This window comes from Lentzea sp., from assembly GCF_035525475.1.
Lineage (GTDB): Bacteria > Actinomycetota > Actinomycetes > Mycobacteriales > Pseudonocardiaceae > Lentzea.
Window position 1 is genome coordinate 1 of record NZ_DATLEC010000050.1, and the last position, 20,187, is coordinate 20,187.

The 20,187-nt window shown below is 70.1% G+C and carries 24 protein-coding genes and 1 pseudogene; 13 read left to right on the forward strand and 12 right to left on the reverse strand.

Annotation, left to right across the window (positions count from 1 at the left end):
- Positions 1–54: 54 nt before the first annotated feature.
- Genes VM306_RS08670 through VM306_RS08685 form a run of 4 tightly spaced genes read left to right on the forward strand, consistent with a single transcriptional unit; the run spans position 55 to position 2,070 of the window.
- Positions 55–975 (forward strand): TIGR01777 family oxidoreductase, encoded by a 921-nt coding sequence (locus VM306_RS08670; protein WP_325512810.1) that lies wholly within the window; start codon positions 55–57, stop codon positions 973–975.
- A gap of 1 nt (position 976) precedes the next feature.
- The gene (locus tag VM306_RS08675; protein WP_325512812.1) at positions 977–1,228 is read left to right on the forward strand and encodes a hypothetical protein; all 252 of its coding nucleotides are present in this window, start codon (positions 977–979) and stop codon (positions 1,226–1,228) included.
- Entirely contained in the window at positions 1,221–1,487 is a 267-nt protein-coding gene (locus VM306_RS08680; RefSeq protein ID WP_325512814.1) for an SH3-like domain-containing protein, read from the forward strand. The genes VM306_RS08675 and VM306_RS08680 overlap by 8 nt, the downstream gene beginning before the upstream one ends.
- Positions 1,480–2,070 carry a nitrile hydratase subunit alpha gene (locus VM306_RS08685; RefSeq protein ID WP_325512816.1) on the forward strand — a complete coding sequence of 197 codons (591 nt, stop codon included), beginning with the start codon at positions 1,480–1,482 and terminating at the stop codon, positions 2,068–2,070. The genes VM306_RS08680 and VM306_RS08685 overlap by 8 nt, the downstream gene beginning before the upstream one ends.
- Before the next feature lie 22 nt (positions 2,071–2,092).
- Here VM306_RS08685 and VM306_RS08690 read toward each other — a convergent pair whose 3' ends face one another.
- From VM306_RS08690 to VM306_RS08705, 4 genes are all read right to left on the reverse strand, one after another.
- On the reverse strand, positions 2,093–3,493 hold the full coding sequence (locus VM306_RS08690; protein WP_325512818.1) for a serine hydrolase: 1,401 nt from the start codon (positions 3,491–3,493) through the stop codon (positions 2,093–2,095).
- A 95-nt stretch (positions 3,494–3,588) separates the two neighbouring features.
- Positions 3,589–4,812, reverse strand: a complete 1,224-nt coding sequence (locus tag VM306_RS08695; protein ID WP_325512820.1) for an MFS transporter — start codon at positions 4,810–4,812, stop codon at positions 3,589–3,591.
- Between the two features lie 57 nt (positions 4,813–4,869).
- Positions 4,870–5,331 (reverse strand): hypothetical protein, encoded by a 462-nt coding sequence (locus tag VM306_RS08700; RefSeq protein ID WP_325512822.1) that lies wholly within the window; start codon positions 5,329–5,331, stop codon positions 4,870–4,872.
- A 58-nt stretch (positions 5,332–5,389) separates the two neighbouring features.
- Complete coding sequence (locus VM306_RS08705; RefSeq protein ID WP_325512823.1) at positions 5,390–7,060, reverse strand: heme peroxidase family protein; 1,671 nt, start codon at positions 7,058–7,060, stop codon at positions 5,390–5,392.
- 214 nt (positions 7,061–7,274) lie between these two features.
- Here VM306_RS08705 and VM306_RS08710 point away from each other — a divergent pair, with 214 nt between their 5' ends.
- Complete coding sequence (locus tag VM306_RS08710) at positions 7,275–8,180, forward strand: AAA family ATPase (protein ID WP_325512825.1); 906 nt, start codon at positions 7,275–7,277, stop codon at positions 8,178–8,180.
- Positions 8,181–8,272: 92 nt separating this feature from the next.
- Positions 8,273–8,605 (forward strand): STAS domain-containing protein, encoded by a 333-nt coding sequence (locus tag VM306_RS08715; RefSeq protein WP_325512827.1) that lies wholly within the window; start codon positions 8,273–8,275, stop codon positions 8,603–8,605.
- On the opposite strand, the gene VM306_RS08720 is transcribed toward VM306_RS08715, so the two are convergent.
- Positions 8,595–9,551, reverse strand: a complete 957-nt coding sequence (locus VM306_RS08720) for an NADP-dependent oxidoreductase (protein ID WP_325512829.1) — start codon at positions 9,549–9,551, stop codon at positions 8,595–8,597. The two genes, VM306_RS08715 and VM306_RS08720, sit on opposite strands and share 11 nt — an antisense overlap.
- Positions 9,552–9,634: 83 nt before the next feature.
- On the opposite strand from VM306_RS08720, the gene VM306_RS08725 reads away from it, so the two are divergent.
- Positions 9,635–10,210, forward strand: coding sequence for a helix-turn-helix domain-containing protein (locus tag VM306_RS08725; protein WP_325512832.1), 576 nt, complete (start codon positions 9,635–9,637; stop codon positions 10,208–10,210).
- 130 nt (positions 10,211–10,340) lie between these two features.
- Complete coding sequence (locus VM306_RS08730; RefSeq protein WP_325512834.1) at positions 10,341–10,697, forward strand: RNA-binding S4 domain-containing protein; 357 nt, start codon at positions 10,341–10,343, stop codon at positions 10,695–10,697.
- On the opposite strand, the gene VM306_RS08735 is transcribed toward VM306_RS08730, so the two are convergent.
- Positions 10,686–11,552: an NAD-dependent protein deacetylase gene (locus VM306_RS08735; protein WP_325512836.1), complete on the reverse strand. Its 867-nt coding sequence runs from the start codon at positions 11,550–11,552 to the stop codon at positions 10,686–10,688. The genes VM306_RS08730 and VM306_RS08735 overlap by 12 nt on opposite strands.
- A gap of 1 nt (position 11,553) precedes the next feature.
- A complete protein-coding gene (locus VM306_RS08740) occupies positions 11,554–13,248 on the reverse strand; it encodes a cellulase family glycosylhydrolase (RefSeq protein WP_325512838.1) in 1,695 nt (564 codons plus the stop codon).
- A 19-nt stretch (positions 13,249–13,267) separates the two neighbouring features.
- On the opposite strand from VM306_RS08740, the gene VM306_RS08745 reads away from it, so the two are divergent.
- Positions 13,268–13,522: a hypothetical protein gene (locus VM306_RS08745; protein WP_325512840.1), complete on the forward strand. Its 255-nt coding sequence runs from the start codon at positions 13,268–13,270 to the stop codon at positions 13,520–13,522.
- Here the strand turns inward: VM306_RS08745 and bla are convergent.
- The 3 genes from bla to VM306_RS08760 form a co-directional block, all read right to left on the reverse strand.
- Positions 13,515–14,396, reverse strand: coding sequence for a class A beta-lactamase (gene bla / locus VM306_RS08750; protein WP_325512842.1), 882 nt, complete (start codon positions 14,394–14,396; stop codon positions 13,515–13,517). The two genes, VM306_RS08745 and bla, sit on opposite strands and share 8 nt — an antisense overlap.
- 63 nt (positions 14,397–14,459) lie before the next feature.
- Positions 14,460–15,290 (reverse strand): phosphatase PAP2 family protein, encoded by an 831-nt coding sequence (locus VM306_RS08755; RefSeq protein ID WP_325512844.1) that lies wholly within the window; start codon positions 15,288–15,290, stop codon positions 14,460–14,462.
- 25 nt (positions 15,291–15,315) lie between these two features.
- Entirely contained in the window at positions 15,316–15,975 is a 660-nt protein-coding gene (locus VM306_RS08760; protein ID WP_325512846.1) for a TetR/AcrR family transcriptional regulator, read from the reverse strand.
- Positions 15,976–16,056: 81 nt separating this feature from the next.
- Between VM306_RS08760 and VM306_RS08765 the strand changes: the two genes are divergently transcribed.
- From VM306_RS08765 to VM306_RS41510, 3 genes and pseudogenes are all read left to right on the forward strand, one after another.
- Entirely contained in the window at positions 16,057–17,124 is a 1,068-nt protein-coding gene (locus VM306_RS08765) for a hypothetical protein (protein ID WP_325512848.1), read from the forward strand.
- 9 nt (positions 17,125–17,133) lie between these two features.
- Entirely contained in the window at positions 17,134–17,700 is a 567-nt protein-coding gene (locus VM306_RS08770) for an ester cyclase (protein ID WP_325512850.1), read from the forward strand.
- Between the two features lie 57 nt (positions 17,701–17,757).
- Positions 17,758–17,865 (forward strand): annotated as a pseudogene (locus VM306_RS41510) (hypothetical protein); the annotation flags it as partial.
- A gap of 114 nt (positions 17,866–17,979) precedes the next feature.
- On the opposite strand, the gene VM306_RS08775 reads toward VM306_RS41510, so the two are convergent.
- Complete coding sequence (locus tag VM306_RS08775) at positions 17,980–18,381, reverse strand: hypothetical protein (protein ID WP_325512852.1); 402 nt, start codon at positions 18,379–18,381, stop codon at positions 17,980–17,982.
- 97 nt (positions 18,382–18,478) lie between these two features.
- On the opposite strand from VM306_RS08775, the gene VM306_RS08780 reads away from it, so the two are divergent.
- Positions 18,479–19,303, forward strand: a complete 825-nt coding sequence (locus VM306_RS08780; RefSeq protein ID WP_325512854.1) for a class II glutamine amidotransferase — start codon at positions 18,479–18,481, stop codon at positions 19,301–19,303.
- On the opposite strand, the gene VM306_RS08785 is transcribed toward VM306_RS08780, so the two are convergent.
- Positions 19,304–20,155 carry a hypothetical protein gene (locus VM306_RS08785; protein ID WP_325512856.1) on the reverse strand — a complete coding sequence of 284 codons (852 nt, stop codon included), beginning with the start codon at positions 20,153–20,155 and terminating at the stop codon, positions 19,304–19,306. It abuts the gene before it with no gap.
- Between the last annotated feature and the right edge of the window lie 32 nt (positions 20,156–20,187).

Below are 20,187 nucleotides of genomic sequence, written 5' to 3' on the forward strand. Positions count from 1 at the left end.
CAGCTGACACGACTCTCAGCGAACGAGGTCTAGCTTCGGCCGCGAGGGGGCGAGATGAAGATCGTGATTCCAGGCGGTACCGGCCAGGTCGGCACCGTCCTGCGCCGAGCGCTCGAGGCAGCGGGCCACGAGGTGGTCATCGTCAGCCGGAGCAGCGGCGTCAGGTGGGACGGCCACACCCTGGGCGCGTGGGCGGCGGAGATCGACGGCGCCGACGTGGTCGTCAACCTGGCCGGACGCAGCGTGAGCTGCCGCTACACCGCCGAGAACCTGCGGCAGATGATGCGTTCACGGGTCGACTCGGCGCGCGTGGTGGGCGAAGCGATCGCCAAGGCGGAGAACCCGCCGCGGGTGTGGCTGCAGATGAGCACCGCGACGATCTACGCGCACCGGTTCGACGCACCGAACGACGAGGACACCGGCATCATCGGCGGCCGTGAGAAGGACGTCCCCGGCTACTGGGCCTACAGCGTCGAGATCGCCAAGCGCTGGGAGGCCGAGCAGGAGGAGGCCGACACCCCGCACACCCGCAAGGTCGCGCTCAGGGCCGCGATGGTCATGAGCCCGGACAGGGGTGGCGTCTTCGACTACCTGTCGTGGATGGCGCGGCTCGGGCTCGGCGGGCCGATCGCGGGCGGGCGGCAGTACGTGTCGTGGATCCACGACGACGACCTCGTGCGCGCCGTGGCGTTCCTGATCAGGGAACCGGTCGAGGGCGCGGTCAACCTCGCGGCACCCGGCCCGGTGCCGCAGAAGGACTTCATGCACGAGCTCAGGAAGGCGTGGCGCACTCCCGTCGGGCTGCCCGCGACCGGTTGGATGGCGGAGATCGGGGCGTTCGCGTTGCGCAGCGACACCGAGCTGCTGCTGAAGAGCCGCCGGGTCGTGCCGGGCAGGCTCACCGGTGCCGGTTTCGAGTTCCACTTCCCGAACTGGCGGGAGGCGGCGCAGAATCTGGTCGAGCGCAGGAGGTGAGATGCCGAGGATCAACGACGTCGGCGGTGCCGACGGGTTCGGGCCGGTCGAGGAAGAGCTGGACGAGCCGCCGTTCCACGCCGACTGGGAGGCGCACGTCCTCGCGATGAACCGGGCGTTGATCGGGCGCGGCATCTACAACCTGGACGAGTTCCGGGACGCCGTCGAACGGACGATGACGCACGAGTCGTCGTACTACGAGAACTGGTTCCGGGCGATCGAGACGTTGCTGCGGGAGCGCGGCCATGTCTGAGCGCTACCGGCGGGGTGACCGGGTGCGGACCTCCACTGTGGACCCGGACCACCACACCCGGCTGCCGCGCTACGCGCGCGGGAAGCACGGCGTGGTGGTCGGCGGCGACGGTGTGCACCCGCTGGCGGACCTGAGCGCGCAGGGCATCGAGCGACCGCAGCAGGTCTACCTGGTGAGGTTCACGGCACGGGAACTGTTCGGGCACGGCGACCACAGCGTGACGCTGTCCCTCTGGGAGGACTACCTCAGCGATGAGTGACGACCACGACGACTCGCCGATCGCCGCGCGCGTCCGCGAGCTGGAAGCGATCCTCGAGGAGAAGGGGCTGCTGGACGCCCAGGAGCTGGACCGCGCGCTGGAGGCGTTCGCGACCAGGGCCTCGCCGGCCAACGGGTACCGCGTGGTGGCGCGGGCGTGGGTGGACGAGGGCTTCAAGGCGCGGTTGCTGGAAAACGCGAACGAGGCTTTGCCCGAGCTCGGGCTGTCGATGGGCGGCGGCCTTCAGGTGCAACGGCTGCACGTCGTCGAGAACACCGAAAGCGTGCACAACGTCATCGTGTGCACGCTCTGCAGCTGCTACCCGCTCTCGCTGCTCGGCCCGTCCCCGACCTGGTACAAGAGCCCGGCCTACCGGTCGAAGGTCGTCAGCCACCCGCGTGAGGTGCTGGAGCAGTTCGGGCTCACCCTGCCCGAGGACACCGGGATCCGGGTGTGGGACGCGAACGCCGAGTCGCGGTACATGGTGCTGCCGCGCAGGCCCGCGGGAACCGAGGGCCTCACGGAGGACGAGCTCGCCGCACTGGTGACGCGCAACGGGCTGATCGGCACCGCGGCCGTCTGAACGACCGCGGTGCCTCGGCGAGCTAGAGGTTCTTCATGATGGTGTCGATCGCCTTGCCGAGCTGCGCGTACTTCTGGGTGTACAGCACGGGGAACACGCCGGGCGGGTCTGCCGGGCGGTCGGCGTCGACGTAGTCGGTGCCAAGGTTGCAGAACACGACCACGACGTAGTTGCGGTTGTCCTTGCCGCGGAACGACTTCACGATGCCCGCGTCGGAACCGGTGGTGTCGACCCAGCCGGTCTTGTGGGCGAACGTCACCTCGGCGGCCTCGTTGCACGGGCGGACGTCGCGGTCGTAGACCGCGTCCCCGACCTTCACGGTGCCGTCGGGCTGGATCCAGCGCGCCGGCACCTGCTGCGGGATGCCCTGCACCGGGTAGTCGCGCCCGCACCAGTTCGGCGTGGACAGCATCTCGTTGTGACCCTGACCCGCGAGGGTCTCCTGGAAGAACGCCCGCGACGACGCCGACAGCTCGTGACGCGTGACCTGCTTGCCCTCCGCCGTCGTCCACAGCACGCCCGCGCCGCCGTTGACCAGCAGCAGGAGCTTCGCGGTGTCGAGACCGCTCATGTTCGAGCCGATCCAGCGCCCGCCGTTGCCGGGGATGGTCTCGGTGACCATCAGGGTCGGCATGCCGAGGTCCACGAACGACTTGTTCACGGCGTCCCACGAGTCGAGGTCGTGGATCATCTTGATCAGGGCGCAGGTGGACTCGTTCTGCGACTTGGTGATCATCTCGTCGAAGAGCTGCCGGACCTTCTTCACCGACTTGCCGCCGCACGCCTCACGCACCGGGTTCGGGTCGTAGACGTAGTCGGCGTCCAGGTCGACCTTGCCCTGGTCGGCGAGGCGCAGGACGCCGAAGCCGACCATCAGCTTGAACACCGACGCCGGGTACGGCGAGGAGAAGTCGATCGGCGCGTTCTCCCTGCCCGCCAGCACGTCCCGCGTGCCCTTGCCACCGTTCGCGTCCCACTCGTCGTCGTCCCACCAGCGGTAGCGCACCTGGTCAGTCGCCAGGCTCTTGTGCTTGACCGGCACGACCACGCCGTTCGGGTACTGCGGGCTGAGCAGCACGTTCGCGACGGCCGCCGGCCGCCCGAACGGGTCGAGCTCGATGATCGCCGCGTCCATGTTCGGCGTCTGGTGCAACGGCTTGCCCGCCTGGACCGACAGCGTCCTTGCCTTGGTCGCGAGCTCCGCCGGGCTCGGGTCGTACTTCTCCCGCTGCCCCGCCGACCGCGCGGTGCCACTCGCCGGCGGCGTCAGGTCGATGACGTCCTTGAAGTTCTGCGCGACGATCGCCTCGCGCAGCCGCTCGGCCAGCGGGTGGTGCTCCTCTCCGGCGCTGGCGGCCGGTGCCAGCGCGGCGCCCGTGATCGTGAGCGCCGTGCACAGCGCGGTGATCCGCTTGAAATTCATCCACTCCCCCAGTGAGTGTGGTGTGGCCGCTATCGGCCACTGCTGTTTCCGCACATGGACCTTGACGCGGCGGAAGCGATCTTGGTTGCTTCCGCCTACCGCACCTGCTGGAGCACGGGGACGTTCTCGACCGATCGCACGGACCGCGACGCGACCATCCCGGCGGTGGCGAGCAGGTAGATCGCCGCGCACCCGAGCAGGGTCGCCGAGATCCCGGCCGCGTGCGACACCGGTCCGACGACGAGCTGCGCCAGCGGGATCGCCACGAACGACCCGAGCATGTCATAGGAGTAGACCCGCGCGAGCTTGTCCTGCGGCACGTGGTGCTGCAGGGAGGTCTCCCACGCCACGCCGAACTGCTCCAGGCCCAGCCCGCACGCGAACGCCGTGACCATGAGCAACCAGGGCTCCGGATGCACGACCATCACCAGGGGCAGCCCCGCGAACGCCCCCACGCACGCCACCCCGAGCAGCAACGGGCGGCGCACCGCGATCTTCATGGCGACGAAGGCCCCGGCGACCATGCCCGCGGTCTGCGAGGCGAGCACGAAGCCCCACGTCTCCCGCCCGAACGTCGTGTCCGCCAGCACGGGGCCGAGGATCATCAGGCCGCCGACGTGCGCCGCGTTGACGAACGTGAAGGCCAGGACCACCACCCAGACCCACTCCCGCGACACGAACTCCGTCCAGCCGGTCCTCAGCTCGGACAGCGCCGAGGGCTTGTGAGCGGGACGGGTGCCGCTCACCCGCACGAACGCGAAGAACACGCCCGCCAGGGCGAACGACAGCGCGTCGATCGCGAGTCCCCAGCCGGGACCCGTGAACGCGATCAGCAGGCCGCCGAGCGACGCTCCCGCGATGTTCGCGGAGTTCACCCCGAGCCGCAGCACCGCGTTCGCGCGCAGGCGCACGTCGACCGGCACCGTCTGCGACACCAGTGCCGAGGAGGCCGGCAGCGAGAACGCGCTCGACATCCCGTTGACCGCCGAGAGCACCACGAACCACGGCACCGAGACCGACCCGGTCAGCACCAGCGTCGCGATCAGCGCCTGGCTCACCGCGCTGACCGCGCACGACCCGACGAGCACGAAGTGGCGCGGCAACCGGTCCGCGACCACTCCGCCCCACAGCAGGAAAACCACGTTGGTCAGCGACCGGGAGGCGACGACGATGCCCAGCGACGTGACCGACGAGGTCAGGTCGAGGACGGCGAAGGCCAGCGCGATCGGCGCCATCGCGTTGCCGGTGACGCTGGTGACGCGAGCCAGAAGAAGCCAGCGAAAAGCAGGATGCGCCAAAGGCGCGAGCATGTCCCCCATGGACCGGCACCGTACAACGGGCGGGAGCCGCCCGATCGTCGATCGGGCGGCCCCCGTTCACCGCACCCCCCGGTGCGATGAGGCGATGACCACCGCGGCGGCGACGGTCACCAGGTTCTTCAGGATGTACTGGGCTTCGAAGGACGCCTGCAGCGGAGCGGACCACATCTCGCCGGGGAACAACACCAGCGGTGTCGACACCAGGACGACGTGACCGACCAGCAGGACCGCGCACGACCTCGGTGCGCGGAAGCTCAGCAGCACCAGTGCGATCCCGATCTCGGTGATCGCGGCGCTCACCCTGGCCAGGTCTCCGTGGACGATCCCGAACGTCAGCGCGGACACCGTGCGCTCCACGAGGGCCTGGGCAGGGCTGGCGCCGGGGAAGAGCTTCAGCACGCCGAACCAGAGGTACACGACCCCCAGCCCTATGCGCAGCAACGGAATTCCCGCATCACCCGCGAAACGGGTGATGCGTTCCCCCGTGCTTTCCCTGCGTGTGGTTTCTGGACTCGACATCGATCTCCCTCTCCTGTCTGACTGCCACCACCCAGCCAGACTCCGAGGAGCGAGGGGATCAGGTCCGCGGGTCCCCCAGCGGGTTCAGCAGGTCGGCCTTGCCCTCGAACCCGAACAGCAGCAGGTCGACCATGCGGAACGTGCTGGAGTCCGGTCCGAGCGTCGGCCGCCAGTACGGCGAGCGCACGATCGAGATCCGGCTGCCCTCCATCGCGCGGTGGAAGACCTCCGCGGTGATCCGCCCGCCGACCTGGCCCAGGCGTCCGCCGCCGATCTCGGCCTCGCGCAACACGTAGAACCACAACGGCGTCGCGGCCACGAGCTGTGCCTTCTGCTCCTCGGACAGGCCCTCGACCACGGCACCGCCGTCGCCGGTCAGGATCTGCTCGGCGGTGAGCGGCTCGACGCCGAACAGCTCGGCGAGCTGCTGACCGGTCGCGAGCTCCATCATCGAGGCCCTGGTCAGGTTCCGGAACGCGAGGTTGCGCTCGATCTCCCGGAACGTCGTGCCGCGCCCGCCGAACGTGCCGGCCGGCAGCTTCGTCAGCGGGTCGACCAGCAGCGTGTCGATCCGCTTGGTGACGTTGCCGCCGCCGAACTGCGCCGGTGCCACCAGGTCCTCGCGACCTGCCTCGGTGAAGTCGTAGAGCCGCCGGAAGTCCGCGATCCAGTTGCTGGGCAACGTGAAGATCGGACCCCGGTCGACGTCGTCGAGGTCACCGGGCGTCTGCGAGCTCGGGTCGAAGTTGCCCGCCACACCGGTGAAGGTGAACAGCGCGAACAACGTCGCCGCACCGCCGGGACCGGTCGTGTTGAACACGCGGTTCCACTGGTAGGCGCCCCGCACCTGGCTGTGCCCGAAGCGGTAGGAGGCGACCGAGAACTCGATCGGCATTGTCGGCGAGTCGTCCCGGCCGCGATGCCTGCCGGGCACCTCGAAGAATTTGCGGCCATTGGTGAAGACGTCCTCCACGATCGCGGCGTCGACGACGCGCGGCAGGAAGTCGGTCTTCAGCATCCACTGGTAATGCCGCACCACGAGTTCTTTGGCGGCGCGGAACAACCGCTCCCCCGTGAGGCCGGTGAGCGCGAGCTCGTCGACCACGCGGTTGTGGAAGCGCAGGAACGCGAGGTGCGTCTGCGCCACCACGAGGTTCTCGTCGTTGCGGGCGTCGGGGATCAGCGGGAGCCGCCGGTCCGCCGCCGTGCCCGCAGTCCCACCGCGGCGCGGCAGGTCGAACCCCTCGAACGGGACGTTGGTGCCCTCGTCCGGGAACGGCACGGGCGTGGTGGTGCCCATCTTCAGCTTCACGCCGTCCTCGGCGTAGAAGGCCTGGTCGTCCTTGTCGCGCGGGCCGCGGCCGTAGACCGAGTCGAGGTCCAGCGCCGGTGACCTGCCCTGCAGCAGCTCGTCGAGGTTCACGTCCTGCCCGAGCTGCGACTCGGTGCGGTCCATCGTCAGGTCGTGGTCGACGAACTGGCCGAGGTAGGTGAACCCCGCCGGAACAGCCGGGTCGTCTGGCTGCCCCGTGTTCGCGGTGATCGCGGTCGCGAGGGCTGCCCGCGTCTCCTCGTCCGTCTTCGGTCCCTTCGGCCCCAGCCGCGAGAACCGGAACCTGCGCAGCTCCTCCGCGGTGGAGGGCCGGCGCGTGGTGGCCCCACCCCTGCCGTCGAATTCCAGCACACCTTCGCCCACGACGAAGAAACTGTCGCGCACGTGCCTCTTCATGCAATCCCCCCGTTTTCATTCTTTCCAGGTGACCTGTTCTCCCCAACAAGCACCTGCCCCACCGCCAGTCTCCATACGGACGAAAATACCGTCGAAGCTTTTGGCCAAAACCAAAACGTCGTCACACACCGGATACGGGGCCGTCAGAAATATTCCTGTGAATCGGCTGTGCGACGATCTTGCTCATTGAGCACCACCTCGCCCTGGAGGAACAGTGCACCGTTTCGCGAGCAGTCCCGCCCTGGCGCGGCTGGAATGGATTCTCGACGGCCTGGACGGGAAACCCGGCTGGGGAGCTGACGCGTCCGACGTGCTCGCGGCCGCGTTCACCGCCGTCGTCACGCCCGAGAGGTACGTCGGAGTCACCCGCCATCGCGCTGCCGACTACGCGCCGGTCGTCGTGGTCGGTCTCGACGTCGGCGAGACCACCGCGCGGGCGCGGATCCGCCGTCACGACGGGACCGTTGATGTCGTTTCCTGCGTCGTCGAGGCCGCACGGCCGCATCGAATCGCCACCACGTGGGTCACCGGACTGGTGCCGACCGATCTGACACCGGGGTTGCCGGCCGATTTCACCGACTACGACCTGCCTTCCGCCGCCACGGGTGCCCGGCTGGTCGTGTTCTCCGGGTTGCCCGGCAGCGGGAAGAGCACCCTGGCCGACGCCGCGGGCGCCGAGCTGGGAATCCCGGTCTTCGCCACCGACTGGCTGCTCGGCGCGCTGACCCCGTTCGGCGGTCGTCATCTCGAGGCTCCACTGGCGATGGCCGAAGAGGTGCTGACCACGCTCGCTCTGCGGCAACTCGTCGCCGGACAGTCCGTCATCCTCGATCACCCCACCGAACGGGTCGAGACCAGGGAGCGCTGGCGCAGCCTGGCCCTCCGCGCCGGCGCGGAGTTCCGCGTGGTCGTGTGCCGCTGCTCCGACCCCCGGGTCCACCGCGCGAGACTGGAAGGCCGCAGTCGCGGAATCCCCGGCTGGCACGACGCCGGCGACTGGCACGATGTGCGGCAGCGACTGGCACGCTTTCCCTCCTGGGCCGGGGACGCGCTCTCAGTGGACACCGTTCAACCACGTGAGCGGTCCCTTGCCGCGGTCATACGGCACATCACCGCCTGACGGCGTCAGGACACGGGGCGTCGCCGCAAGCCCCTGACGAGCGACTGCGACAGGGTGGTTTCAAACCCGCCGAGAGTGGGTACCACAGCGAAATGCTCGAAGTCACGGTGACTCGGTCGTCACCTGCCTCCACCCTGATCACCGTCTCAGGTGAACTCGCCGGCCCCGGCTCGGAACGACTGCTCGCGCGGCTCGACCGCCTCCTCGGCCAGGGCCACCGCTACATGGTGCTCGACCTGTCCGCGGTCACCTTCTGCGACTCCAGCGGTGTGAGCGCTCTCGTGCGCGGCCACGCCCGCGCCTCGGCCGCGGCGGGCGGCCTGCGCCTCTCCGCGGCCTCGTCCCAGGTGACGAAGGTGCTCGAACTGACGGGCCTCGCGCGGATGCTCGGTCTCAAGTCCACAGTGGACTGCGTCAGGTCGTGACGACCAGCTTGCCCGTGGTGTGCTCCCGCAGGAAGTCGGCGCAGGCCCGCGGCCCGTCGTCGAGGGTGTAGCGGCGGCTGATCGTCGCAGGCAGCGCACCACTGGCGGCCAGCTCGGCGACCTCGCGCATGCCGCCGAGTGCGCCGTCGAGATCGAGCACGAACTCCAGGTCGATGTCGTCGCGGTCCCGTTCCGGCAGCGGATAGGTGATCGTGAGCAGCCTGCCACCCGGACGGACCGCCCCCGCGATCGCGGCGAGCCGGTCACCCGGCACCGCGAGGTTGAACGCCGCGTCGACACCCTCCGGATAGGCATCGGTGTACGCCAGGGTGTCCGCGGCGCCGAGCTCGCGCAGCAGTGCCGCGTCGGCGGCGGTGGCCGTGGCGATGACGCGCACGCCCGCGGCCGCGAGCAACGGGACGAGCGCCGTGCCGACGCCTCCTGTCGCACCCACGACCAGCGCCGTCTCACCCGGCTTCGGCCGTGCCGTCACGAGAAGTGCCCGCGCGGTCAGTCCCGTCGTCGCCAGCGCGGCCGCGTCCGCCACGTCCAGAGCAGGCGGGCGATGCGTCAGCAACGGCGTGTCCGCCTCGAACACCGCGTACTCCGCCAGCGAACCCGTGCTCAGCGACGGCCTGGTCGCGCCCGCCATCGCCCGCAGCACGCGCGGCACGGCCAGGCCGAAGACCTCGTCACCCACGCGGAACGCCGTCACGCCGGGGCCGATCTCCGTGACCGTGCCGGCGAAGTCGTTGCCCGGCACGTGCGGGAACTCGAGCGGCGTGGTGTCCCGGTACGCCCCGCTCGGCAGGACGACGTCGGCCGGGTTGATCGACGCCGCGGCGATGCGGACCTGGAGCTGTCCCGGCCCCGGACGCGGCACCGGGACGTCCGCCACCACGTAGTCCTCCGGCGGACCGTAGTTCGTCACGACAACTGCCTTCATGCTTCTTCCCCCAATAAACGGACCGTTCGGTCACCTTAGAGTGCCGGAAACGGACCGCGCGGTCAACTTGTTAGCCTGACGAGGTGTCACCGCGCGCCGATGCCCTCAGGAACCGCGACCTGCTGCTCGCCGCGGCGGTCGAGGAGTTCGCCCTGCAGGGCGTGGAAGCGCCGATCTCGGCGATCGCGCGCAGGGCGGGCCTGGGGAAGGGCACGGTGTTCCGCCACTTCCCCACCAAGGACGACCTGGTCGCCGCCATCGTGCTGGACCGCGTCACGAGGCTCACCGCGCTGGCCCGCGACCTGTCCGGCGCGGCGGACGCGGGCGCCGCGGTACTGGAGTTCCTGAGGTACGCCGCCCGGCAGAGGCAGCAGCTCGACCTGTCGTTCCTGTCAGGCGACCTGGGCGGCGAGGTGGCCGAGGCGCAGGAGGACATGGCGCGGGCCATCACCGCACTGGTGGACCACGCACGCGCGAAGGGAGCGTTGCGGCCCGACATCACCGGCACCGACGTGATGCTGCTGATGTGCGTGCCCAACGACGTCGTGAAGCACGCGCCGGGCGCGCCGCCCGACCTGTGGGAGCGCTACCTCGCGATCCTGTTCGACGGCCTGCGCCCGGAGGGCGCGCACCCGCTGCCGCACCAGCCGCCCGCCTGACCGTCTACCAGGAACAGACCTCGCGCATCGCCACGGCCAGCGAGGTCGAGCCGGCGGAGGTGGGCGACGCGGCGAGGGTCAGTGCGACCGCCAGGACCTTCATGATCTCCGAGAGTGCCATGATGGCGGGGTGGAGTCCACGCGCATCGACCGCTGGCTGTGGGCGGTCAGGCTGACGAAGACCCGCCCGGACGCCGCCCAGGCGTGCAAGGGCGGCCACGTGCGCATCAACGACAAGACCGCGAAACCCTCCACGACGGTGGTGCCCGGCGACAAGGTTCGTGCACGGGTGGGCGACCAAACCAAGATCGTCGAGGTCGTGCGCGTGATCCAGAAGCGGGTCGGCGCGGCGGACGCGGCCACGTGCTTCATCGACCGCACTCCGCCGCCTCCGGTCGAGGCCCCCATCGCGCGGCGCGACAGGGGCGCGGGGCGCCCGACGAAGCGCGAGCGGCGGGTGCTGGACCAGTTCCGCTCACGCCACTAGGTCGGCGAGCTCCGTCAGCGACGCCCCGAGCGGCAGGTCGACCCTCAGCGACGCGTACGGGTCGCCGCGCGTCTCGCCGCGGTTGATGATCACGACCGGCAGGCCGGCCTGGGAGGCACGGCGCACGAACCTCAGCCCCGACATGACCGTGAGCGACGAGCCGAGGACCAGCAACGACCGCGCGTTGTCCACCAGCGAGTAGCACTGCTCGACCCGCGGTCGCGGCACGTTCTCCCCGAAGAACACCACGTCCGGCTTCAGCACGCCGCCGCACTCCGCGCAGGGCACGACCGTGAAGTCCCGCACCTGCTCCTCTGGCAGGAAGACGTCGCCGTCCGGGTTGATCTCGGTGGTGGTGGCGGCGAAGTCCGGGTTCGCCTCGCGCAGGCGGCGGTCCAGCTCGATGCGCGGTGAGAGCAGCTTGCAGTCCAGGCAGACCACGCGGTCGAGGCCCCCGTGCAGCTCGACGACGTCCGGGGTGCCCGCGGCCTGGTGCAGGCCGTCGACGTTCTGCGTGATGACGCCCGCGAGCTTCGGCGAGAGCCTCGTGACGGCGCGGTGGCCCGCGTTCGGGCAGGCGCGGGCGATGGTGCGCCAGCCGACGTGGCTGCGGGCCCAGTAGCGCCGCCGGCCCGCCTCGCTGGTGGTGAACTCCTCGTAGGTCATCGGGGTGTGCTTGCGCAGCGACCCGCCCTCGCCGCGGTAGTCGGGGATGCCGGACTCCGTGGAGAGGCCGGCGCCGCTGAGCACCAGCACCCCGCCCTCGGCCACGATCGGCACGACGTCGGTGAGGGTGGAGGTGCGCGGCAGCGACGGGCCTGGGTTCGACCAGGTCAGGGTGGGCCTTGTTCGCACATCACCAGCTTACGTACCACTGTCGAATTTCGGCCTCCGCCGCGGCGACGTCACCGTTCGACGGGGCCGTGACCAGCGCGAACTGCCGTCCGGAGCCGCCTCGGAGCACCAGCTTGCCACCCTCGACCGACGACGGCACCGAGCTGATCACCAACGGCGAACGCAGCGACTCCGGCAGGTGCAGCTCGGTCGGCGCGGCGCCGCCGTTCGAGTCCCAGACGAGCACGGCGAACGGTGACGAGCCGACCACCGCGCGAACGTTCGCCAGCGGGATCTGCTGCCAGGTCTGGTGGGCGCGGTCCTCGTAGGTGAACGCCAGCGTGGTGCCCGCCACGGCCTCCGGGTAGACGCGGTCGACCACCGCGCGTTCGACGTTGAGCACGGGATTGCCGGACGCGTCGAGCTTCACGGCCGAGAAGTGCTCGTCGTTCATGGCGTCGCCGTCGGTCTTGACCTTGTCCGGGTTGTCGTTCATCAGCTCGCGGTGGCGGCCGTAGTTGGTGTCCCAGTGCCACTGGCTGCCCGAGACCACCGTGCCGCGCGGCGCCGACCACCAGCGGGCGCCCGGCGCCGTCGAGTCGAGACCCTGGTAGATCGCCTTGAGCACGGACGAGTTCTTGTCCGAGGTGAAGCCGGAGACCGGGTGCCCGAACTCGGACACGATCGCGGTGGTGCCGAGCGCCCTGGCCCGGTCGCGGATCGTGCCGAACGCCTGCGTGTACTGGCCGTCGCCCGCCTTGCCCGGCATCAGGATCCCGGACTGCGCCTTGCCGTCGTAGAAGTGCGCGTTGAACACGAACCGCTCCCCCAGCGACGGCACCAGGGTGAGGCCGCCCGGCTCGGCGAAGAAGTCCACGTTCTGGTTCCAGAACACCAGGGGCTCGACGAACGCGGGCTTCGCCGCCCAGCCCGCCTCGTCCATCTCCGCACGGAACCGCTGGTAGAACGGCATCAGGAGGTCGCGCTCCCACATCTGCGAGGTCTGGCCGCTGTCGTACTTGCCGGCGTAGGGCTCGTTGAGCGGGTCGACGCCGACGACGAGCTTGAACTCGTTGGCGGGCATGGCTTCCCTCACGTGCTTCAACGCTTCGCCGGCCGCGTTGACGAACGAGTCCCGCACACCGTCGCGGTTGTGCCAGAAGTCGTAGGTGGCGGCGGTGACGGCGTTGTTGTTCTTCATGTTCTGGCCCCAGTGGACGCAGATCCCGCACGACTCCTTGGGGTAACCGCTCGCCGCCCACGCCGGCGCGCCGTCGCCGGTGTACCAGCTGTCGGGGTTGAACAGGTGGCGCGAGTACAGGTCCTGGTGGAAGTCGAGGTAGACGCGGATGCCCTCACCGGTGAACGCGCGCAGCTGGGCCGTGACTCCGTCGAGGTAGGCGTGGTCGATCCGGCCGCGCTGCGGCTCGACCCACGCCCACGTGAGCAGGAACCGCACGGCGTTCGCGCCGGTCAGCTGCTTCATCGCCCGCGCCGACCTGAGCGCGTCGGCGGTGTTCGCGAACGGCAGACCGCGGTTCTCGGCCAGTTTCGCCGTGCCGGAGACGTTGAAGCCGCGCAACACCACCTCGCGGCCGTGCTCGTCGCGGAACACCCCGCCGGACACCCGCAGCTCGGAGCCGTCGAACTCCGCCCTCGCCGGTGTGACCACCAGCGAGAGGAGGAAGAGGACCGTCAGGAGAACCGCTCGCCGCATCGCCGCCGCCTTTGGGAACGTGAACGAGATTCACATCGAAGGTAGCGGGTGGAGGACGCCAAGGCTAGGGTTCTCCTTCGACCTGGCCGTCGGCGTGCTGCCGGGCGGACGGTACCGGCGCACGGTGCCGGAGGGCGATCCGCCCGCGTTGCACGAGCGGATCGGCCCTGCCATGGAGGACCTGAAGGCGTTGGCGCCCTGGGACTCCTCGCGGCCGCTGGTCGAGTTCTACCGGCGGCACACCGTGATCGAGCTGTGGGTGCCGATCAGCTGAACGTCGCCGCGACCAGCTCGGCGGTCTGAGCGAGCAGCGGCTCGTCGGCCGCGCCCGTCGGCTCGCTCTCCCGCGTCGACAGCACCGCGATCACGACCGGCGCGCGGCCGGGCGGGAACGCGATGCCGACGTCGTTGGTGGTGCCGTACTGGCCGGTGCCGGTCTTGTCGCCCCAGGCCCACGCCGCCGGCAGTCCCGCGCGGATGCGCTTGCCGCCGGTCGTGTTGGCCAGCAACCACTTCGTGAGCTGGTCGGCGTCGGCGCGGTTGAGCGCGTGGCCCAGCGTGAGACGCGCGTAGCTCTGACCGATGGCGCGCGGCGACGTCGTGTCGGTCGTGCGGCCCGGCTCGGCCGAGTTCAGCTCCGGCTCCCAGCGGTCGAGGCGCGTCACGGAGTCTCCGATCGACCGGCTGAAGCGGCTGACGGCGGTCGGGCCGCCGAGCTCGCGCAGCAGCAGGTTGGCCGCGCAGTTGTCGCTGTAGGTGATGGTCGCCTCGCACAGGGCCGAGACCGTCATGCCGTTCGCGAGGTTCTCGGGCTTGCCTGTGATCGGGCCGTAGCCGGACTTGTCGACGTCGGTCTGCGTGTAGGTGATCACCTTGCCCAGCAACGACCCGTCGGTGTCGCGGCGCAGGACCGCGGCGGCCGCGATGGCCTTGAACGTCGAACACATCGGGAAGAGCTCGTCCGCCCGGTGCAGCACCGTGCGACCGGTGCCGGTGTCGGTCGCGAACACGCCGAGGCGCGCGTTGTGCCGCCGTTCCAGCTCGCGCAGCTTGCCGGTGATGGGCGAGGCCTGTGCCGTGGCGGGCACGGCCACGGCCAGCGCCGCCCCTGCTCCCAGTGCCAGCACCGCTCGTCGGTCAATGCTCAACGTCCTGTCCCCTTCCTCGGAAACCTCTCCACAGACCAGGACGCGCGGGAGATCAACTGGTTGTCACTCGACCCGCCGCCAGCACGCGAGGAAGGTCAGCGCCGCGATCAACGACCCCGCCGACGCGAACGCGCCCGCGCCGAGGTGGATCACCCACTCGTCCGCGCCCAGACCTTCCCGCGCCAGCGGAACACCCCACAGGACCAGGCCCAACGCGAGGGACACCGCCGCGGCGAGCGACCAGAACACGACCAGCACCACCCGGCCGACGCGGCGCGGTCCTGCGTTGGGCCGCAGTGCCCCTTTCCGCTGTAGCCACCAGGAGGCCAGCGCGGCGATCGCGAGCGCGATGCCGTCGGCGGCGAGGGTGTCGCTCAGCCGGTGCCACTTCGCGGTGAGCGTGTACTGGCCGATCGCCGTCGCCCACGGCAGCACGAAGAACAGCATCACACCGCGCCACTTCCACGGCACCACGATGATCGCCGCGAACAGCACGGTCATCGCGATCGTCGTGTGTCCACTCGGGAGGCTGTTGTGCGCGTAGTCGCCGGTGACGTCAACGAGCGCGGGCCGCGGCAGGACGAACCGCTTGAGCACCTGCGCGACGAGCTGCCCGGCGACGATCACGCCCACCGCCGCGATCGTGAGGTCCCAGCGCTTTCTGAGCACACCGACGAGCGCCACGGCCAGCACGGCCGCCGCCAGCGAGTAGACCGTGATCTGGCCAAGCGCGGTCCAGGCGGCGTCCGTTTCGGACACGTCGTCCTGGTCGGCACCGCGCAACGCCGCGTTCTCGATGGTCTGGCCGGTCCTCGTGAGCACCGCGAGCACGTACACGACCGCGGCGAAGACGAATCCCGCCGCCGCGACCACGGGCCACCGTCGAAGGTTCACCCGCGGAAGTCTTCCGCCGTTCGGCCTAGCGCGCAGGCCGGAGATCGATCCGGTCCAGCACGGCGGTGATCGCGAGGTCCACAGTGCACTCGAACTCGGCCTCGCGGTCGAACTCGGCGAGGTGGGCCGCCGTCGCCACCACGGCGGGCAGTCCGGAAGCCTCCAGCACCTCGCGGCGGGCCCCGTCGTCGCCCCCGAACGCCGGCGCCGCCGACACCTCGCGCAACAACGTGCCGACCAACGTCGCGAGCAGCATCCGCAGCAGGTGCACGGCCTGCTCCGGTGCCGCCCCGGCTGCCAGCAGCACCGCCAGCACCGCGTCCACGGGCGCGAGCCCCTCCAGCGACGACAGCTGGCGGGTCAGCACGAGCGGAGCGGCGCCGGGATGAGCGAGCGCGCGGTCCCGGAAGGCCGACGCGATCGCCCGCAGGTCGCGGCGGGCGTCACCCGTGGGCGCGGGCAGCACCAGACCGCCCAGCAACTGCTCGGCGACGGCGTCGAGCAGACCGTCCTTGCCGTCGACGTGGTTGTAGAGGCTCTTCGCGTCCACACCGAGATCGCGCGCCACGGAACGCATGCCGACGGCGGCCACACCCTCCGAGTCGATCACCCGCAGCGTCGCCGCGACGATCGACTCGCGGGACAGCAGCGGGGTGCGCGGGCGGCCGCGGCGGGTCTCGGTCATCCCACCATTGTGCCTTGCGGATATCCACAGCGTGGGTTTAACCTTCCCCCAATAACCCACAGTGTGGGTATTGGAGGGGTGATGCGCTTTCCGTGGGGAACGACCGACGCGGCCGACCTGCCGACGATCGGGACCGAGATCGACACGCTGGCCGGCATGGACGTCGACGGCGGGCCGGGCGCCCGTCTGCGGGTCGCCCGCGAGCGCGGGGAGGCGTTCCGGCGGGAGTTCGCCACGACCGGGACGCCGGACACCATCGTCACGCGCGATCTGGTGACGTTGCCCTATCCGACGCGCTTCGGCCTGTTCAGGGCGTCGCGGGCGATCTCGCCGTTCCTGTCGATCACCAACCGAATGCTGGTGATCCGGTGGCACGAGGACGGCCGCGAGCGCGTGCTGCTGTTCGAGCCGAGCGACCACGAGTACGGCCGGTACACGCCGTACTTCGAGGACCTCTCCGGCCGCACGCCCGACGTGGTCGAACGCCGCGTGGTCAAGGTCCACGGCACCGTGCCCGGCCATCTCGACCGGCTCGGCATCGAGCCCTCCCAGGTCGACTACCTGATGTTCGACCACCTGCACACCCAGGACCTGCGGCGCTGGATCGGCACGTCGAGCACCACCGCGTTGTTCCCGAACGCCAAGGTGATCGTGCAACGCGACGAGCTGGCCGCGATGGCCGAGCTGCACCCGTTGCAGAAGCCCTGGTACCAGCCGTCGACCTACGCCGACGTGCCGCCGGAGGCGTTCCTGCCGATCGACGGCTCCGTCGTGCTGGGTCCCGGCGTCGCCGTGGTCAAGACACCGGGCCACGTGTTCGGCAACCAGAGCCTGGTGGTCAACACGTCGACCGGCATCTGGGTGAGCAGCGAGAACGTCATCGCCGCCGAGGCACTGACACCGGAGCACTCCCGCCTGCCGGGCCTGGCCTCCTGGTCGCGGCGGTGGCAGCAGGAGGTGGTGCTCAACGCGAACACCGTCGAGACCACCGCCGACCAGTACAACTCGATCGTGCTGGAGAAGACGCTCGCCGACCGCAGCCAGGCCGACCCGCGGTTCCTGCAGTTCTTCCCCTCCAGCGAGCTCACCGGCGCGTGGACGAACCCCGGCACCACGCCGACGTTCAGCCACGGCCAGATCGTCCACTGAGGAGTGTCGATGTCATCCCGCTTCGTCCTGCCGTCCGAGGAAGTCCTGCGGGCGCGCGAGAAGCTCGTGCTCGACCACTTCCGCGACGAGGTGGCGCACGACTGGGACGCCACGCTGTCGACGTTCCCGCACCCGCACTACGAGGTCATCGCGCAGATGGTCGTCCACGACGGTGACGCGGCGGTGCGGCAGTACTACAACGACACCCGCGTGGCGTTCCCCGACCAGCACCACGAGCTGATCTCGTTCCGCCACAGCGTCGACGCCGTGATCGTGGAGTTCTGGCTGCTCGGCACGCACCTCGGGCCATTGGGCAAGATCCCGGCGACCGGCGGCAAGCACCGCACGCGCATGAGCGCGTACTTCATCTTCGACGCGGACGAGAACCTGGTGACCGAACGGATCTACTTCGACCAGCTCTCGGTGCTCAAGCAGGTGATCGGCGGGATCGACCGCAAGAAGCCGAGCGGTCTCGCCAAGCTGCTGCGGGTGCTGCGCGGGATGCTCGCGATGGCGGGCAGCCAGCCGGACGAACGCCTGACGAAGACGACTCCACCCTCGTTGGACGACCAGTAGGGCTTTGTTGGAAGTGTTCGCGGGTGTGATCTTCTTGGCGAATGGGCCTCGGCCGCCGTGGACTGGCGGTTGTTCCTGCCCGAGTCCCGGGACGACCACAAAGCCACCGGGCGACAGACGGCGGCGCAGATCACCCGCAAACGGGCTCGCTGCGCCATCCCGGACGACCAGCGGCAACGGGAGAAGTGGCGGCTGGCGCTGGACGTGATCGGCGAGGCCCTCGACCGGGCCTGCCGCGGCGGCCGATGGTCGCCGACGCCGCCTGTCGGCGGGTGCGGGTCAGCGGCGCTGGTCGGTGGCGTTCCAGCCCGGCGGGATCCGGTCGGTCGCCTCGGGGTCGACGGCGTGCCGGGCGACGTGGCGTCCCGGCTTCGGCTTCTTGGCCATCAGCATCAGCACCACCGCCACGACCAGCCCGAGGGTGGCGAGCCCGGTGGCGACGGCGCGTGCGGCCGGGTGGTCGAGGATCAGCGTGCAGATGGTCAAGGCCAGCACGAGAGCCGCGATCGGGCCGATGACGGCGATGTCCGAGCGGTCCTCCGGCTCTGCGGAGGCCTCGACCGGCGGTGCAGCCGGTTGGGCGACCGGGATGACCGGGGCGATCGGCGGTTGCACCTCGATCGTCTCGAAGTTCCCGCGCCGCTCATAGGGCGGGGGCCGTAGGCCGGGAGGGACCGTCACCCGAGCCATGCTGCCCGAGATGGGCGCGTCGCCGCAAACCTCGCGGTCCCCGTCTGCTACGTGTTCCCCTGTAGCGCCGCGTTCGAGGAGGTTCGTCATGTGCCGGTGGCTCGCGTATTCCGGTTCGCCGGTCTTGCTGGAGGAACTGCTCTACGCGCCGGAGAACTCGCTCGTCATGCAGTCCAAACACGCCCGTCTCGGCGCTACGGCGGTGAACGGGGACGGGTTCGGCATAGGCTGGTACGGGAGTTCCGGCACGCCCGGCCTCTTCCTCAGCACCGAGCCGGCGTGGAACGACCGCAACCTGCGCGAACTGTCGGCGCAGATCACGGTCGACCGGGTCTTCGCGCACGTCAGGGCGTCGACCGGTGGCGCGGTGCAGCGGTCGAACTGCCACCCGTTCCGGCACGGCAACTGGCTGTGGATGCACAACGGCCTGATCGCCGAGTTCCCCCTGGTCCACCGGGAGCTGGCGCTGGCGGTCGATCCCGCGCTGTTCTCGTTGATCGAGGGCTCGACCGACTCCGAGATCATGTTCTACCTGGCGATCACCTTCGGCCTGGAGCAGGACCCGCCCGCCGCCGTGGCGCGCATGGTCGAGTTCGTGGAGGAGGTCGGCCGGCGCGCGGGTGTCGAGCACCCGGTCCAGATGACCGTGGCGGTCACCGACGGCTCGACCACCTGGGCGTTCCGCTACTCGAGCCGCGGCAAGTCGCGCACGCTCTTCCACAGCACCGACGTGTCGACGTTGCGCCGCCAGTACCCGGACAACCCGGCGCTGCACGACCTCACCGACGACTCGCGCCTCATCGTGTCCGAGCCGCTCGGTGACCTGGTCGGGGCGTGGCAGGAGGTGCCGGAGTCGACGTGCGTGGTGGTGAGGACCGGTGTGGAGGAGGAGCTGCTGCCGTTCAAGCCCTGATCACGGCCACGGGCTCGCCCTGGCCAGCTCGGCGACGCCCCTGCTGTAGGTGAACTCCGTTGCCCGCGCCCACCGCGACTTCAGGTGGTAGAAGATGGGCTGGCGGATCAGCGCCGTCAGCAGGCCGTCGCCCTGCCAGACCTTGACGAGCACGGTCGAGCGCGGCATGACCTGCTGGTAGTGCTCGACCACCAACGGGTTCGGCTGGCCCTCCAGCGTGGCCAGCACCTGGCACGCCTGCTCGTGCACGACGCCGTAGCCCTTGCGCTGCGGTGGCAGCACCATCAGCACCCGCGCCTGCAGTCCCCAGTTCGCGATCTGCTCGACCTCCCAGCCGAACCCCTCGCGGATCTCCGGATCGTCCGGTCCCTCCGGCAGCAGGACCATGATGACCTTCGCCCCGCCGAGCAGCTTCAGCGCGACGCTCTGCCACTCGTCGTGGGCGGCCCGCAGGTAGACCGGTCCCGGCGGCGCGGCCTTGACGCGCTGGTCGACGATGGCGCAGGTCGGGATGCCGAACGTGCTCGTGACCGCCTGGGCCATCGTCTGCTCGAGCGTCTGCACCCTGGACAGCACGCCGGTCCAGCGCTTGCGCGGCATGATCGTCTTGCCCTCGTGGTCGAACGGGCGCAGCAGGACGCAGTACTCGTCGTCGTCCAAACGCCGCAACACGTCCGCCGCCGCTTCGGTGCGCTGCGGTGGCACGTGGGCGCGTTTGGCAGACAGGGCCTGGACCACGCCGATGAGGAACAGCACGGCCCACGTCGAGCCGACCACGGCCACGGTCGATTCCGCCACGTCACCTGGGTTCCCCACCAGCGACACGACGACGATCGCGGTCAGGAGCACCATGAACATCCATCTGCGGAGGAACCACCTGAAGT

Bases quoted from the DNA above. Each gene is read 5' to 3' on its own strand.
- VM306_RS08670 (WP_325512810.1), top strand. From the start codon at position 55: ATGAAGATCGTGATTCCAGGCGGTACCGGCCAGGTCGGCACCGTCCTG.
- VM306_RS08675 (WP_325512812.1), top strand. From the start codon at position 977: ATGCCGAGGATCAACGACGTCGGCGGTGCCGACGGGTTCGGGCCGGTC.
- VM306_RS08680 (WP_325512814.1), top strand. From the start codon at position 1,221: ATGTCTGAGCGCTACCGGCGGGGTGACCGGGTGCGGACCTCCACTGTG.
- VM306_RS08685 (WP_325512816.1), top strand. From the start codon at position 1,480: ATGAGTGACGACCACGACGACTCGCCGATCGCCGCGCGCGTCCGCGAG.
- VM306_RS08690 (WP_325512818.1), bottom strand. From the start codon at position 3,493: ATGAATTTCAAGCGGATCACCGCGCTGTGCACGGCGCTCACGATCACG.
- VM306_RS08695 (WP_325512820.1), bottom strand. From the start codon at position 4,812: ATGGGGGACATGCTCGCGCCTTTGGCGCATCCTGCTTTTCGCTGGCTT.
- VM306_RS08700 (WP_325512822.1), bottom strand. From the start codon at position 5,331: ATGTCGAGTCCAGAAACCACACGCAGGGAAAGCACGGGGGAACGCATC.
- VM306_RS08705 (WP_325512823.1), bottom strand. From the start codon at position 7,060: ATGAAGAGGCACGTGCGCGACAGTTTCTTCGTCGTGGGCGAAGGTGTG.
- VM306_RS08715 (WP_325512827.1), top strand. From the start codon at position 8,273: ATGCTCGAAGTCACGGTGACTCGGTCGTCACCTGCCTCCACCCTGATC.
- VM306_RS08720 (WP_325512829.1), bottom strand. From the start codon at position 9,551: ATGAAGGCAGTTGTCGTGACGAACTACGGTCCGCCGGAGGACTACGTG.
- VM306_RS08740 (WP_325512838.1), bottom strand. From the start codon at position 13,248: ATGCGGCGAGCGGTTCTCCTGACGGTCCTCTTCCTCCTCTCGCTGGTG.
- VM306_RS08760 (WP_325512846.1), bottom strand. From the start codon at position 15,975: ATGACCGAGACCCGCCGCGGCCGCCCGCGCACCCCGCTGCTGTCCCGC.
- VM306_RS08765 (WP_325512848.1), top strand. From the start codon at position 16,057: ATGCGCTTTCCGTGGGGAACGACCGACGCGGCCGACCTGCCGACGATC.
- VM306_RS08770 (WP_325512850.1), top strand. From the start codon at position 17,134: ATGTCATCCCGCTTCGTCCTGCCGTCCGAGGAAGTCCTGCGGGCGCGC.
- VM306_RS08780 (WP_325512854.1), top strand. From the start codon at position 18,479: ATGTGCCGGTGGCTCGCGTATTCCGGTTCGCCGGTCTTGCTGGAGGAA.
- VM306_RS08785 (WP_325512856.1), bottom strand. From the start codon at position 20,155: ATGGTGCTCCTGACCGCGATCGTCGTCGTGTCGCTGGTGGGGAACCCA.